Source organism: Roseobacter insulae (assembly GCF_019375555.1).
Lineage (GTDB): Bacteria > Pseudomonadota > Alphaproteobacteria > Rhodobacterales > Rhodobacteraceae > Roseobacter > Roseobacter insulae.
This window is the reverse complement of the sequence record NZ_JAHXDN010000003.1, coordinates 302,399-317,409: the sequence shown is the minus strand read 5'-3', so window position 1 is coordinate 317,409 and position 15,011 is coordinate 302,399. Positions and strand designations below refer to the sequence as shown.

Sequence of the window (15,011 nt, the reverse complement as noted above, 5' to 3'; positions counted from 1 at the left end):
TGGTGGCGGCCTGAATTTCTGATCCTTGCGCGCGCGTGTTGAAGATTTCTTAAACCGGCCCGCCTAAACCGGCCCAATGACCGCTCATAATCAGATTACCGTTCCCAATGCGGCGCAACTGGACGCCTTGCCCTACCGGGAGGCCATTGACCGCGTCGCCACCCTGCGGGCGCGTGTTGTCAGGGCGGCCCTTACCGTCAGTTTGCTGGCTGGCGAAAAATCGTCGGCTCAGCGCGCGGCGCTCTGCAAGGAGCTGAAAGGGCACGCGAAAACTATCCGCCACACCCTGACCGTCATAGAAGGTAACGCGGTGTTCAAGACCCTGCCCGAGGAACTGAGCATCTGGCTCGCGACAACCACGCAGAACCATATGTCCGAGTTGCGCGTGATCAGGCGGATGGCAGACCTCACCGATCAGCTGCAAGGGTCGGTTTGTGCCGAAACCGACGCCCCGGACCCGCTGGTGCAGGAATATATTGCCTTTGGCCAGAAAGAGTTTTTCGAAGCGGTCAGCACCCTCGTCGAGGGGTTCTGGACCAGCATCGAAAGCGGGCGCGCCCTGCAGTTGGAGCGGGCGATGAAATCCGCCGCTCGGCTGGATCAGAGCCTGAACCGGCTGGAGAGGATCGGCAAATACGTGCGCTCCATGTCGATCAACGCGTCTGTCGAGGCGAGCAGAGCAGGCGAGGCTGGCAAGGGGCTGGCAATCATCGCGCAGGAGTTCAAGGTTCTGGCCGAAGAGGTGCAGCAACTCACACTGTCCGCACGAGAAGACATCGAGAAACTCGACACAGTATGACCCGGAATTGACCGAATCGCACGGCTTGCTTGCGTAAAGTTTCGCGCAGGAACCGCTGAGCGCAAGGAAATGGCGCAAAAAGGCATCATCACGACACATATTTTGCACCTAAGGTGCTTGACGCTCCTGCCCGGCGGCCATAATGTCCCGCCAGCATCAAGGAGCCATTCGGCAATGACATCTCTAGTCGTCATCGTAGGATACACGCGCATGGGCCGGTAACGGTAGACCATAGTCTGACCCATGCGCCCCCGCCAAGAACGGGGGCTTTTTTATGCGCTAACGGTAGCAAGGGCCCAAGAGCGGCCACCACGGAGTGAATGATATGACACGGCAGATGTCCGGAGCAAAAATGATTGTCCAAGCCTTGATTGATCAGGGTGTGGACACCGTCTTTGGCTATCCCGGAGGTGCTGTGCTACCGATTTACGATGAAGTTTTTCAGCAAAACGCCATCCGGCACATTCTGGTGCGGCACGAACAGGGCGCGGTGCATGCCGCCGAAGGCTATGCGCGCTCGACGGGCAAGCCGGGCGTCGTGATCGTGACCTCCGGCCCCGGCGCCACGAATGCGGTGACCGGCCTCACGGATGCGCTGATGGATTCCATCCCCATCATCGTTCTGACCGGTCAGGTGCCGACCTTCATGATCGGATCCGACGCCTTTCAGGAAGCTGATACCGTGGGCATCACCCGCCCCTGCACCAAGCATAACTGGCTGGTGAAGGAAACGGATGCGCTCTCCGGTGTGTTGCACGAAGCCTTCCACGTGGCGACCCAGGGCCGCCCCGGCCCTGTTCTCGTGGACATCCCCAAGGATGTTCAGTTCGCCACGGGCACCTATATGCCGCCGAAACCGTCGGTGTCGCACTACCAGCCCAAGGTCAAGGGCGACATGGAGGAGATCACCGAACTGGTCGCCGCGATGGAGAAAGCCAAGAAGCCGGTTTTCTACACGGGTGGCGGCGTGATCAATTCGGGCCCCGCAGCCAGCCAGCTCCTGCGCGAACTGGTCAAGGCCACCGGCTTCCCGATCACCTCCACCCTGATGGGTCTGGGGTCCTACCCCGCGTCGGGCCAGAACTGGCTGGGCATGCTCGGCATGCACGGGCTCTACCAGGCCAATATGGCGATGCATGACTGCGATCTTCTGATCAACATCGGCGCACGGTTCGACGACCGGATCACCGGCCGGATCGATGCTTTCAGCCCGAAATCCACCAAGGCGCATATCGATATCGACCCGTCCTCGATCAACAAGGTGATCAAGACGGACATCCCCATCGTCGGCGATGTGGGCCACGTGCTCGAAGACATCCTCAAGGTGTGGAAATCCCGCGGCCGCAAGACAAATTCGGAGGCGGTTGCCAAATGGTGGCAACAGATCGAGGAATGGAAGGCAATTGACTGCCTGAAATTCACCCAGACCGGCAAGGTGATCAAACCACAGCACGCGCTTGTGCGTCTGGAGGAGCTGACCCGAAAGCACGACCGCTATATCTGCACCGAAGTGGGCCAGCACCAGATGTGGGCCGCCCAATACCTCGGGTTCGAGGATCCGAACCGCTGGATGACCTCGGGCGGCCTCGGCACCATGGGCTACGGCTTCCCGGCCTCCATCGGTGTGCAGATGGCGCACCCCGACGCGCTGGTGATCAACGTGGCCGGTGAGGCGTCCTGGCTGATGAACATGCAGGAGATGGGCACCGCGGTGCAGTACCGCCTGCCGGTGAAGCAGTTCATCCTCAACAACGAACGCCTCGGCATGGTCCGCCAGTGGCAGGAACTGCTGCACGGCGAGCGCTATTCGCAGAGCTGGTCAGAGGCCCTGCCCGATTTCGTCAAACTGGCGGAAGCCTTCGGTGCAAAGGGCATTATCTGCTCCGACCCCGATGATCTTGACGACGCGATCATGGAGATGATCACCCACGACGGTCCGGTGATCTTCGACTGCCTCGTCGAGAAGCATGAGAATTGCTTCCCGATGATCCCGTCCGGCAAGGCGCATAACGAAATGCTGCTGGGCGAAGCGCAGACCCAAGGCGTGATCGACAGCAAGGGATCGGTGCTCGTCTGAGCTCCTTGCCAAAAATGCGGTGGCGCAGGCGCGCCCCGCCCCTCCAACGACGAAGAAGGCTCAACCGATGTCCGCACTCAAAATCAAAAAAGGCGCCACCAGCCACTCCGCCTACAATCTGCGCCCCACGTTTTCCGATGTGGAGGAACGTCACACGCTGGCTGTTCTCGTCGAAAACGAGCCGGGTGTGCTGGCGCGGGTCATCGGGCTCTTCTCCGGGCGTGGCTACAACATCGACAGCCTGACCGTCGCGGAAGTGGATCATACCGGCCATCTCAGCCGTATCACCATCGTGACCTCGGGCACGCCTCAGGTGATCGAACAGATCAAGGCGCAGCTGGGGCGGATCGTGACGGTTCACGATGTTCACGATCTGACGGTCGAGGGCGCCAGCGTCGAGCGTGAGCTGGCCATGTTCAAGGTTTCGGGAACCGGTGACAAACGTGTCGAGGCCCTGCGCCTGGCGGATATCTTCCGGGCAAGGGTTGTCGACAGTACGCTTGAAAGCTTCATCTTCGAGATTACCGGTGCACCCGACAAGATTGATGCATTTGCAGACCTGATGCGCCCTCTGGGCCTATCAGATGTGGCGCGCACCGGTGTCGCCGCGCTGTCACGCGGCGAGTAGCAGCATCAGGCTTCTGAAACCCGTTGGTAAACGGTGGTTGCATCCTGCTCGCGGGGCGCAAAAGGGATGATCTGCGCGGACCGGGGCGCGTCCTCGGACGGCGACACGCCCCGCAGCAGCACATCCGGCAAGTCCGCGCCCGCACGTTCCAGCACCAGCCTTGGGTTATGTGCGCGTCGCATTGACGCATGCACCTCCATGTCGAACTGAACCACATCGCCCGCATCGAAAAATGCATCTGATTGCAAGGTGTCTCCTGCCGAGTTCAAAAACGCCAAATCGCCCTGATCTTCGCACCATATGACCGCTTTGCGGTCCGATGCGTCGCTCCAAAGAACAACGCCTATCATAGTTCATTCCAATCCTTTGCCTGCACCCTATAGGTACCAATAAGTTAACAAATCGGCACATGATAAAATCAGCACCGTACGCTTGGAATTTGTGTCGCCCTGATCTAAGGTTGACACAAATACGATCTATTGCTGATGCTAATTAGCGTCATATCGGTGGTAGAGCCCTTTAATCATTGGCGCACAAGCAGCATACTGAGTAGTATCGCGCAGCAGCGACTAGGCACGAGGACCGACATGCCTTTCTCCGCCAGAACTCCTGCGCAGCTGCGTAACATGTTTGGATCGAACCTGCGCAGCCTTGCCGCCGAACACCAGTCAGTATCCGCGCTTGCGCGGGATCTCGGGATCAACCGGACCCAGTTCAATCGATACCTGAGCGGCGAGAGCTTCCCGCGACCGGACGTACTCGCCCGTATATGTGATTTCTTCGATGTTGACGCGCGCGTTTTGCTCGAACCCGTCGACCAGATGGCGCGCGAGGCGGGGCCGATTTCAAGCGAATATCTGCGCGACTTCATGGGGCCGGCAATTCAGACCGTGCCGGAAGAAAGCCTGCCCAGCGGTTTCTATCAGTTCGCGCGCCGCAGTTTCGTGCGCGATGACCAGTTTGTGCGCGGCATCGTCCTGATCAAACGGGACGGCGCCAATACCTTCTTGCGTGGCTTCGAACCCAAGATCGCCATGGCGATGCAGGGCATTCCCACGGACGCAAGAGCGCGGGAGTACCGGGGCTTCGTGATGCAGATCGAAGATGGCGTCGCGGCCACCGTGACCCGGCGCAACGCGATGACGGCATCCTTCAACTACCTCAGCCGGGTTACCTCGTTTCAAAACAACTTCTGGGTCGGGTATGTTGCGCGTACGGTGCGGGAAACCTCCTCGAGCACCAGAATGACACGCATGGTCTACGAGTTCCTTGGCACCGAGGTGTCCAAGGCCCTGCCCTGGGCGCGCAAGGCAGGTTTCTGCCAGATCAACGACCTGATGCCGTTTCACCAACGGCTGCTGCAACCAAACGATCCTTTTCGCTGACGCTCATGCGGCGGGCGATGTCGCGCCCAGCAAACTCGGGTCGCTTTGAGCGCGGCAGACCCGCACACCCCGCTTATGATCGATGTATCGCCTTGCAGGAGAATTGCCATGGATCAGCCCGTCACCGATTTGTCGAATGTCCGTCGCCCGATAGCCGAAGCCAATGGGCTGCCCAACGCCCATTACACCGACCCTGCGGTCTTCGAAGAAGAGACACACGCCCTTCTTTACGACGGCTGGTCCGGGCTGGCGGTGGCCGCAGATGTGCCGGAGATCGGCGATGCCGTCCCGTTGACCTTCTTGGGCATGCCGCTGTTGCTGATCCGCGACCATCAGGACACTGTACGGGTTTTTCAGAATATTTGCCGTCATCGCGGCATGATCCTCGTGGCGGAGCCCCGAAAGATCGAAGGGGCCATCCGTTGCCCCTATCACAGCTGGTGCTATGCGACCGATGGCCGGTTGGTCAGCACGCCGCATGTCGGTGGCCCGGGCCAGAATCAACATGACGGGATCGACAGGTCGCTGCTGGGTCTTGTTGAAGTGCCCAGCCATCTCTGGATGGGCGTTGTCTGGATCAACGTTTCCGGCACGGCCCCGGATTTCGAAGACGCCAACGCGCAGCTGCTGGCGCGCTGGTCGGAATTCGACCAACCCCTGTGGCACGGCGGTGCAGACAGCACCTTCACGCTCGACGTCAACTGCAACTGGAAACTTGCGGTCGAAAACTACTGCGAAAGCTACCACCTGCCATGGGTCCACCCGGGCCTGAACAGCTATTCCCGTCTTGAAGACCATTATCACATCGAAGAAAAGGGGCTGTTTTCCGGTCAGGGCACCCTTGTCTATCGTCAGATTACCGGCCCCGGTGGCGAGGTGTTTCCGGATTTTGTCGGGCTATCGGACAAATGGGATACGGCGGCGGAATATATCACCGCCTTTCCCAACGTCCTTCTGGGCGTGCATCGCGACCATACCTTTGCGATCATTCTGGAGCCTCGGGGACCGGAAAAGACCACCGAACACGTGCATCTGTTCTACCCGACAGACCGGACCAACGACGCGCTGCGCCGCCGCAATGCAGAGCAGTGGAAAGAGGTTTTTGTCGAAGATATCTTCGTGGTCGAAGGCATGCAACGCGGGCGCCACGCGGTGTCGTTTGACGGCGGACGGTTTTCACCGGCCATGGATGGCCCGACGCATCTGTTTCACGACTGGGTTGCCGGACGTGTCGCTGCCCGGCGCGCAGCGGCGCAGGCGGCTGAATGACCGACCTCGACGCGCGCCTGCTTGCCGCGCATGAAGCGGGCGACCGGCGCGCGTTGATCGATCTGTACTGCGAGGCCGCACACCACGCTCAAAACGACGCGGCATCGGGGTTTTACCTGACGCACGCCTATGTGTTCGCATTGGAAGAAGGCGCTCCGGAGGCCACTGACCTGCGCCGGAAACTGATCGCCATGGGCCGGGAAACGCCGCTTTAGCCGGTCTCCACCAGCAACCTGTAGAGGTGCCAGGAGGCATGGCCCAACCATGGCAGGATGATCAGCAGGCCGAGGAAAACCGGCAGCAGCGCGACGAAGCTGAGCACCGCGATGACCAGCGCCCATCCCAGCATGACGGCGGGGGAGCTGCGCACCGCCCCGATGCTGGTGATCATTGCCGTGACGAAATCGACTTCCCGGTCCAGAAGCATCGGCAGGCCGATGACGGAAATGCCGTATATCAGCAGCGCAAATGCACCGCCGACAAGCGCACCAAATCCCAGCATGGACAGCCCGTTGAAGGTTAAGAAAACCTCGTAAGAACTTGAGATATTTGTCATTGTTGACAGACCAAGGAAGAGTGCAAAAATCATGTGGCCCAGAAAGAACCAGAACATGAAGATGACCACCATCATCGTGCACAGCGACGGGAGTTGGCGCAGTCTTTGCTGCCAGATGACGCCAAAGACCACCCCCGGGGTGATTGAGAGACCCGCTTCCAGCCTGCGCGAGACCTCGTAAAGACCGACGGCTGCGAAAGGTCCCAAGAGCGGAAAGCCGATGGCGGCGAGGATCAGCCAGAAGCTGTGACCTGTCACCAAGGTCACCGCCAGCATGGCCCAGCCTGCCAAAACGTAGAACATCGCGAAGGTCAGACCGTAGAACGGATTGGATTTGAAATCGGCCGCGCCACGGGAAAGCGCCACCTTCAGATCATCGAACCGGGCCGGGCGCAACTGCGGTGCGCCCACAGACATATCGCCCGTTGCGGATGTAGACATAGCGATTCCCTCCCTGCTGGTCGCGCAATTATACCATCGCCGGCCGGCGTTGTGGCCACATCGTGGCCTCGTGCCACCTGTGGGCGACCTGCAACAGATATCCGTCGCTGGCCGGTTTACCGATCAGTTGCAGGCCCATCGGCAGGCCCTCCTGGCCAAATCCGATCGGCACATTCACGACGGGCAGACCGATCAGGCTGGCTGGCACGACAACCTGCATCCATCGGTGGTAAGTGTCCATGCGGACACCAGCGATCTCAACCGGATGTTCAAGGGCCCCGTCGAAAGGCCAGATTTGCGCGGAGGGCAAGACGAGAACATCGTGCGCCTCAAACAGGGTTGCCGCTTGGCGATACCACGCGGTGCGGGTTTCCAGGGCGCTGTAGATATCTGCCCCCCGCAGCGCACGACCGCGCTCAATCTCCCAGATCATCGCGGGTTTCAACTGGGTGCGGGTGGCGGCGGTCTCGTATTCGGCGCGTCGCCGCATCGCGATAGAGTAGGAACGCAGGTCGGTCCAGCTTTGCCACATGTCGGGCGCGGAGAATGGCGGCGGCAAGGCCTCCACCCTCCAGCCCAGGTCGCCCATCTGCGCAAGCGCCTGTTCACACAGCGTCAGAACACCGTCCTGCATGGGCCACGCGTTTCCCCAGGCCTGCAGCCAGCCGATCCGTGGTGCAGATGCCAGTTTGTCGATGCTGTCCAGCGTCGCTGGAATCGTCAGCCCCAGCGGCACGTGCGGGTGCGGACCGGCCATGGTGTCGAGAAGCGCCGCCAGATCGCCCGGCGTCCGCGCCATGGGCCCTTCGGTGGAGAATTGCTCGAAGAACCCCTCCCCCTCAGGATGCCCCGGCACAACACCCCAGGTCGGCCGCATGCCATATACGTTATTCCAGCCCGCCGGGTTGCGCAGAGATCCCATCATGTCGGACCCTTCGGCCACCGACAGCATACCGGTGGCCAGCGCAACGGCCGCGCCACCGGAGGAACCCCCGGCGGAGCGGGACCGATCATAGGGGTTTCGCGTAGCCCCGTGCACCGGGTTGAACGTGTGGCTGCCAAGCCCGAATTCCGGCGTGTTGGTTTTGCCGATGATCAGGGCCCCGGCACGGCGCAGGCGGGCGACCATCAGGTCATCTTCGGCCGCAACCCGGTCTGCAAAAATCGGCGACCCTTTGGACGTCGGCAACCCGGCGGCATGCGCCAGATCCTTGATCGCGAATGGAATGCCCTGCAACCACCCGGTCCTCGGGCTGTTGTCCGCCTGTGCCGCTGCCGCCAGAAGCGCATCGGCGTCGCGCAGAGAGACGATCGCATTGACCGCCCCGTTGACCGCCTCGATCCGCGCTAAGGTGGCCTGCATCAGCTCGACGGCGCTGATCTCGCGCCCGGCCAATGCCGCCGACAACTCCCGTGCGGTGGTTTTCGACAGATCCACAGCGCGCCCTCCCCCTGGCTGCCACGTCGGCCCCTGACGAGCGGTCGCAGGCGCCAGGATTTTCGCGGATTACGCAGGTCGCCGGCGCGCGCCTAGCTGCCTTGTGCTTCCGCCCGGCTTTTGCCCGACACGTCCAGCGCCAGCGTTGCGGCCATCAAACCGTCCAGGTCCCCGTCCAGAACGCCCTTGGTGTCCGATGTTTCGTAGTTGGTCCGCAGGTCCTTGACCATCTGATAGGGCTGCAGAACGTAGGACCTGATCTGGTTGCCCCACCCTGCGTCTCCCTTGTTCTCATGGGCCTCGTTGATCGCGGCGTTGCGGCGGTCCAGTTCCAGTTGATAGAGCCGCGACTTGAGCGCCTTCATCGCGATGTCGCGGTTCTGGTGCTGGGATTTCTCGGAGCTTGTCACAACGATGCCCGTCGGGTGGTGGGTGATCCGAACAGCCGAATCTGTCGTGTTCACGTGCTGGCCCCCGGCCCCCGAAGACCGGTAGGTATCAATGCGGATGTCCGCGGGGTTCACCTCGATGTCGATGTTGTCGTCGACAACCGGGTAGACCCAGACCGACGTGAAGGATGTGTGGCGCTTTGCCGCGGAATCAAACGGTGAAATGCGCACCAGACGGTGCACGCCGGATTCAGACTTCAACCAGCCATAGGCATTCTGGCCGCTGATCTTATAGACAGCCGATTTGATGCCTGCCTCCTCGCCCGCGCTTTCCGCCTGCAACTCGACCTTGTAGCCCTTCTTTTCCGCCCACCGCACGTACATCCGCGCCAGCATCGCCGCCCAGTCGCAGCTTTCCGTGCCCCCGGCACCGGCGTTCACTTCGAGGAAGGTGTCATTGCCATCGGCCTCGCCATCGAGCAGGGCTTCAAGCTCTTTCTGCGCCGCCTTTTTCTCCAATGTCTTCAACGCGGCCTCGGCGTCGGAAACGACCTCTTCGTCCTCTTCCATCTCACCCAGTTCAATGAGTTCGACGTTATCCGCGAGGTCCTGACGGATGCTGTCATAGGTCGCCATGGCATCGACCAGCATCTGCCGGTCGCGCATCAGTTTCTGCGCGGCGTCGGGATTGTCCCACAGGTTGGGGTCCTCGACCCGGGCATTGAATTCTTCGAGACGAAACGGCGCGGTTTCCACATCGAGACGCTGGCCCAGAAGCTCAAGGGACTTTTCAATCTTTTCAACAGTATTCTGAGCGTCTGCGCGCATGGGGTAAGCCTCGGGCGATAAGTCTGAAGGCCGTGATAGACCAGCGCCTTGTCAGCGGCAAGAGAGCGTGGCAGCCAGTGGTGTTAATAAAGCCCGCCAGAGCTCAGCGTGCCGAAATTTGCCTTGGGGCCGACGGTCGTTGTCTCTCCCGTCGAGGTCGTGACCTCGGTTGTCTGCCCGGAGCCGACTTCCTTGAACAGCGGCAGATTGGCGCCCATGGCAAAGCCGCCATCATAGAGCAGGCCAAAGATCGGTTGTTCGCCGTCGCGGAAGTATTCGGCCACCACCGTCTCGCCGGTTGCGCTGTCATCCAGACGGGCGCCGGTGTAGCGGTCGATCTTGATGAATCGCCCCCCCGGGGGCACCTCGAAAGGACCGCCGCCGTATTTCTGGGTCGCCTGCTCCATGAAGCGCTGGAAGACCGGGCCGCACATACCGCCCCCCGACGCGCCGCGTCCGAGGCTGCGCGGCTGGTCGTAGCCGATATAGCAGCCGGCCACGATGTTGCTGGTGAACCCGACGAACCACACGTCCTTCGCATCATTCGTGGTGCCCGTCTTGCCGGCAGTCGGCACCGGCAGGTTGACCGTCCGGCTCGCCGTACCGCGATCCACCACGCCCCGCATCATCGAGGTCAGCTGATAGGCGGTGACCGGGTCCATGACCTGTTCGCGGTTGGAAATGATCTTGGGCGGGATACCGGGGTCGAGACTGGCCAGTTCGCAGTCATAGCAGAGCCTGTCGTCATGACGGTAGATCGTCTTGCCGTAGCGGTCCTGCACGCGGTCGACGAGCGTTGGTTGCACCCGCTCCCCCCCGTTTGCGAACATCGCGTAGGCCGCCACCATGCGGTAGAGCGTGGTCTCTTCCGACCCCAATGCGTTGGCCAGAAACGTGCCCATATTGTCATAGACGCCGAAGCGCTCCGCGTAATCGGCCACGACGTCCATGCCGACCTCCTGGGCCAGGCGAATGGTCATCAGGTTGCGCGACCGTTCGATCCCTGTGCGCAACGGCGTGGGGCCGTAGAATTCATTCGAAGCATTGCGCGGCCGCCACAGACCCTGCGGCGTGTTGATCTCGATCGGGGCGTCGACCACGATCGTTGCGGGCGAATAGCCGCTGTCGAGCGCTGAGGCATAGACGAAGGGTTTGAAACTGGACCCCGGCTGGCGCTTGGCCTGCGTCGCGCGGTTGAACACGCTGGACTGGTAGGAAAAACCCCCCTGCATCGCAAGCACCCGCCCGGTGTTGACGTCCATTGCCACGAAACCGCCCTGAACGCGCGGCACCTGTCTCAGCGACCAGCGCACGAAGGTGCCATCCTCATCCTTGGTGATGGCGCGCACATGCACCACGTCGCCCACCTCCAGCAGGTCACCGGCGGTCTTGGCCTTGGGTTGCAGCTTGCCGTCGGTCGGTTTCTTGCGCGCCCATGTGACATCATTGGCGGTGATGAAATGGCCGTCTTCGTCTTCTGTCACGCCTTCGATACCGATGCGCGCGTCTTTGGCACCCACAGACAGGACAACGGCCGGATACCACGGGCCATCGAGATCTATGTCGCGTGCGATCTTGGTCTCTGACAGCGCGGCACGCCACAGGGCTTCATCCTCAAGCTGTTCGGGGGCGATCTTGATGCTGGCTTCCCGCCAGATGCCCTGCGCGCGGTCATAATCTTCGAGCGCCCGGCGCAGCGATGCGGCGGCGACCGGTTGCAATTCCTGATCAATCGTCGCCCTGACCGTCAAACCGCCGGTAAAAAACTCGCCTTCCCCGAAATCATCGGTCAACTGGCGGCGAATTTCATCGGTGAAGTAATCACGCGGCGGCAGCTCCGCCTTGAAGCTTTCGAAATCGCCGTTTTGCACCGATTTCACCGGGGCTGCGACTTCGACCTCGTAGGTCGCGCGGTCGAGATAGCCGTTCTCAATCATTTCTTTGAGCACGAAGTCGCGGCGGGCCTTCAGACGGTCTTTCTGACGCACCGGATGGTAATCACTGGGCGCTTTGGGCAGGGAGGCCAGAAACGCCGCTTCATGCGGTGCCAGATCGCTGAGCGGTTTGTTGAAATACGTCTGCGAGGCCGCGGCGACGCCATAGGAATTCTGGCCCAGGAAAATCTCATTCAGGTAGAGCTCTAGGATCTGCTCCTTGCTGAGCGTCTCTTCCAGCCGGGCGGCAAGGATGATCTCCTTAATCTTGCGCTCCGCCTGCCGGTCCCCCGACAACAGGAAGTTTTTCATGACCTGCTGAGTGATCGTTGATGCGCCGCGCACGTCGCGCCCGCGCGAGCGCACGGCATCAATGGCCGCCGCGCCGATGCCCCGCAAATCATAACCGTCGTGCACGTAGAAATTCTTGTCCTCGGCAGAGATGAACGCTTGTTTGACCAGATCGGGAATCGTATCGGCGGGCGCGAACAACCGGCGCTCCTTGGCGAATTCGTCAATGATCTGGCCCTGACCGGAGTAGATCCGGCTGATCGTCGGCGGTGAGTATTGCGCCAGAGATTCGTGGCTGGGCAGGTCGCGGCCATACATCCAGAACACCGCCCCAACCGTCAGGGCGACCATGCCAATGGCCATCGTGATCGTCGTGAAGATGCCCCCGAAAAAGGACAGGATGAATCGTAACAATTGGATACTCGCTTCTCTGCTCAAGGCTTGGCCTACATATAGGGAGTGCCAGACCAATGGTCAAAACACGAAAGCTGACAGCGACGGCCGGATATTGCCGGTTGTCACCGCTGGTCGGCTATTGCCGCACAAGGGGCCGCTGTGCCGCGTCCGCGTCCCGCCATGCCAAAATCGCTTGCACCATACCGCTGACCATCTTCGACCGCCAGGTCGGGTCCCTCAGGTTGTTGAGATCTCGCTCGCTGGACAAAAACCCCACTTCGACCAGCACCGAAGGAATATCGGCGGATTTCAGAACCGAGAATCCGGCCTTGCGCAAAGGGCGCCGGTTCATCGGCCCGCCGGCATCGGTCAGGCCCTGCACCAGCTGCCGCGCAAGTGCCTTGGAGCGCGGTTCGGTTTCCTGCCGCGCAAGGTCAAGCAAAACGCTTGCAATCTGATCATCCGATCCGGTCAAATCGGTTCCGGCAATGATATCCGCCCGGTTGTGACGGGCCGCAAGATGGGCCGTGGCGGTATCGCTTGCCTCATCAGACAGCGTGTAGACCGTGGCGCCATGCGCACCGCCCTGGCTCAGCGCATCCGCATGCAATGACAGGAACACATCCGCACCGGCCCTGTGGGCAATCGCCACGCGCCCCTCCAGCGACACGAACATATCCGCATCGCGGGTCAGCACAACATCCGCCTGCCCCGATCGCAGCAAGGCTTCGCGCAGTTCAACCGCGATCTGCAGCATCAGGTCCTTCTCGGTGACGTCTTCCCGCTCCGCCCCGGGATCAACGCCGCCATGGCCGGGGTCTATGGCAACAACAAAGCGGTCGTCGGTCACAGGCGCCATGATCTCCGGCACTGGCGGATTGGGCCACAGCGCGTTCTCCGGTGCACCGGCCTGCGCGGCGAACGCCTCATCAGAGGCGGACTTCAGCGAAATCTCAAGGGTCGCGGCCCCCGTCGCGCTGTCAATGCTCATGCCGATGCTGTCGGGCACCAGCGGTTTCACCATATCGGCCACCATGCGTGACCATCCCGGCTGGAAATTGCCAAATCGCAAATCCCGGATCGCCCCGTCCGGTGTCAGAAAGTCGCGCGCCCGGGCGCCGGTCCAGTCAACTTCGCGAAAATCGACCACCAGACGCGGCGGATCGGTCAAGGTGAACACCCGGTACGGCACACCCTGGCTCAATTCCAGTGTGATCTGCGCCCCCCCGAACCAGCTGTCTTCGATCTGGCTGGCCTCGGCGTCAACGCGCGCGATTGCCGTCAGGTTCTGTGCCCTGACAGGCAGCGCGCAGATCAGCGCGCAACAGGCCCACACTATGCATTTACGGATCATCGACTGCTCTGCCCGTGATTATTGCGCATACCCTAACGCAGCTCTGCGGCGCGGGGAAACCCCGATTAAGCGCGCCGCATGAATTCCTTCAGCCGCGACAACCCTTCGACAATATCCGCCGTGCTGCGCGCGTAGGAAAACCGCAGCGTCCTGTGGCCGCGCAGCGGGTCGAAATCCAGACCGGGCGTGACCGCCACACCCGCCTCCTGCAGGATTTCAGCGGCAAATGCCCGGCTGTCCTGCGTCAGGTCCGATACATCCGCATAAACGTAAAATGCCCCGTCCGGAGGGGCAATTCTGGTAAACCCCGCCTCCGGCAACCCTTGCAGCATCAGCGCGCGGTTGGCGCGGTAGACATCGAGGTTGCCCTGCAGTTCATCCTCAGCCTCCATCGCGGCCAGCGCGGCGATCTGGCTGGCATGCGGCGCGCAAATAAACATGTTCTGCGCTATCCGCTCAACCACGCGCACATGATCCTCCGGCACCACCATCCAGCCCACACGCCATCCGGTCATGGAGAAATACTTTGAAAACGAATTGATCACATAGACGTCGTTAGTGATCTGCAGCGCGGTCACCGCTTTGGCCTCATATTCGATGCCGTGATAGATCTCGTCCGAGATAAAGGCGGCCCCCTGTGCTTGTGAGGCAGCGATCAGCGCGCGCATCGCGGTCTCGTCCAGCATCGTCCCCGTCGGATTGGCCGGGGATGCAACCATCAAGCCCGCCAGATCCAGATGCGCAAAATCCGCCGGAACCGGCTGGTACCGGTTTTCCGGTGCCGTGGGAAGGTCCACGGGCGCCAGATCCAGCGCCCGCAATATCTGACGATAACTCGGATAGCCCGGCGCGCCGATGCCCACGCGGTCCCCGGTATCGAAAAGCGCGGTAAAGGCGAGCAGAAATCCGCCGGACGACCCGGGGGTGATCACCACCCGCTCGGGATCAAGATCAACATCATACCAATCCCGGTACATGCGGGCGATCCGCGCCCGCAGCGCCGGCAGGCCCAGGGCAACCGTATACCCCAGCGGAGCAGTCTCCATCGCCCGCGCAAGGGCCTTTGCGGACGCCTGTGGCGCCCCGGTGCCGGGCTGGCCGACTTCCATGTGAATGACCCTGCGCCCGGTGACTTCCAGACGGCGTGCAGCCTCCATCACATCCATCACAATGAAGGGATCGACGGCGGACCGCCTTGAACTACGCATGAAATCACTCCAGTTTCT

General features: G+C 61.4%; 13 protein-coding genes. 6 read left to right on the top strand and 7 right to left on the bottom strand.

What is annotated here, in order from left to right; all coding sequences use genetic code 11:
• The first annotated feature begins 76 nt into the window (after nt 1-76).
• The 3 genes from KX928_RS24065 to ilvN all read left to right on the top strand — a co-directional run bounded on the left by KX928_RS24065 (nt 77) and on the right by ilvN (nt 3,504).
• Nucleotides 77-799, top strand: a complete 723-nt coding sequence (locus KX928_RS24065) for a methyl-accepting chemotaxis protein (RefSeq protein WP_257883750.1) — start codon at nt 77-79, stop codon at nt 797-799.
• Between the two features lie 325 nt (nt 800-1,124).
• Nucleotides 1,125-2,876 carry an acetolactate synthase 3 large subunit gene (locus KX928_RS13030; RefSeq protein WP_219503085.1) on the top strand — a complete coding sequence of 584 codons (1,752 nt, stop codon included), beginning with the start codon at nt 1,125-1,127 and terminating at the stop codon, nt 2,874-2,876.
• Nucleotides 2,877-2,943: 67 nt separating this feature from the next.
• Complete coding sequence (gene ilvN / locus KX928_RS13025; RefSeq protein ID WP_219503082.1) at nt 2,944-3,504, top strand: acetolactate synthase small subunit; 561 nt, start codon at nt 2,944-2,946, stop codon at nt 3,502-3,504.
• A gap of 5 nt (nt 3,505-3,509) precedes the next feature.
• On the opposite strand, the gene KX928_RS13020 is transcribed toward ilvN, so the two are convergent.
• Nucleotides 3,510-3,854 carry a hypothetical protein gene (locus tag KX928_RS13020; protein ID WP_219503072.1) on the bottom strand — a complete coding sequence of 115 codons (345 nt, stop codon included), beginning with the start codon at nt 3,852-3,854 and terminating at the stop codon, nt 3,510-3,512.
• 276 nt (nt 3,855-4,130) lie between these two features.
• Between KX928_RS13020 and KX928_RS13015 the strand changes: the two genes are divergently transcribed.
• The 3 genes from KX928_RS13015 to KX928_RS13005 all read left to right on the top strand — a co-directional run bounded on the left by KX928_RS13015 (nt 4,131) and on the right by KX928_RS13005 (nt 6,373).
• Nucleotides 4,131-4,889, top strand: a complete 759-nt coding sequence (locus tag KX928_RS13015) for a helix-turn-helix domain-containing protein (protein WP_257883749.1) — start codon at nt 4,131-4,133, stop codon at nt 4,887-4,889.
• A 108-nt stretch (nt 4,890-4,997) separates the two neighbouring features.
• Nucleotides 4,998-6,158 (top strand): aromatic ring-hydroxylating oxygenase subunit alpha, encoded by a 1,161-nt coding sequence (locus KX928_RS13010; RefSeq protein WP_219503068.1) that lies wholly within the window; start codon nt 4,998-5,000, stop codon nt 6,156-6,158.
• A complete protein-coding gene (locus tag KX928_RS13005; protein WP_219503066.1) occupies nt 6,155-6,373 on the top strand; it encodes a hypothetical protein in 219 nt (72 codons plus the stop codon). Before KX928_RS13010 ends, KX928_RS13005 begins: the two co-directional genes overlap by 4 nt.
• Here the strand turns inward: KX928_RS13005 and KX928_RS13000 are convergent.
• The 6 genes from KX928_RS13000 to KX928_RS12975 form a co-directional block, all read right to left on the bottom strand.
• Nucleotides 6,370-7,155, bottom strand: coding sequence for a DUF2189 domain-containing protein (locus KX928_RS13000; RefSeq protein ID WP_257883748.1), 786 nt, complete (start codon nt 7,153-7,155; stop codon nt 6,370-6,372). The genes KX928_RS13005 and KX928_RS13000 overlap by 4 nt on opposite strands.
• Nucleotides 7,156-7,183: 28 nt before the next feature.
• A complete protein-coding gene (locus KX928_RS12995) occupies nt 7,184-8,593 on the bottom strand; it encodes an amidase (protein WP_308342313.1) in 1,410 nt (469 codons plus the stop codon).
• Between the two features lie 92 nt (nt 8,594-8,685).
• Nucleotides 8,686-9,810 carry a peptide chain release factor 2 gene (prfB, locus tag KX928_RS12990; protein ID WP_219503063.1) on the bottom strand — a complete coding sequence of 375 codons (1,125 nt, stop codon included), beginning with the start codon at nt 9,808-9,810 and terminating at the stop codon, nt 8,686-8,688.
• A gap of 83 nt (nt 9,811-9,893) precedes the next feature.
• Nucleotides 9,894-12,449 (bottom strand): penicillin-binding protein 1A, encoded by a 2,556-nt coding sequence (locus KX928_RS12985; protein ID WP_219503060.1) that lies wholly within the window; start codon nt 12,447-12,449, stop codon nt 9,894-9,896.
• A gap of 118 nt (nt 12,450-12,567) precedes the next feature.
• Nucleotides 12,568-13,785, bottom strand: coding sequence for an N-acetylmuramoyl-L-alanine amidase (locus KX928_RS12980; RefSeq protein WP_219503058.1), 1,218 nt, complete (start codon nt 13,783-13,785; stop codon nt 12,568-12,570).
• 65 nt (nt 13,786-13,850) lie between these two features.
• Entirely contained in the window at nt 13,851-14,993 is a 1,143-nt protein-coding gene (locus tag KX928_RS12975; protein WP_219503056.1) for a pyridoxal phosphate-dependent aminotransferase, read from the bottom strand.
• Nucleotides 14,994-15,011: the final 18 nt, after the last annotated feature.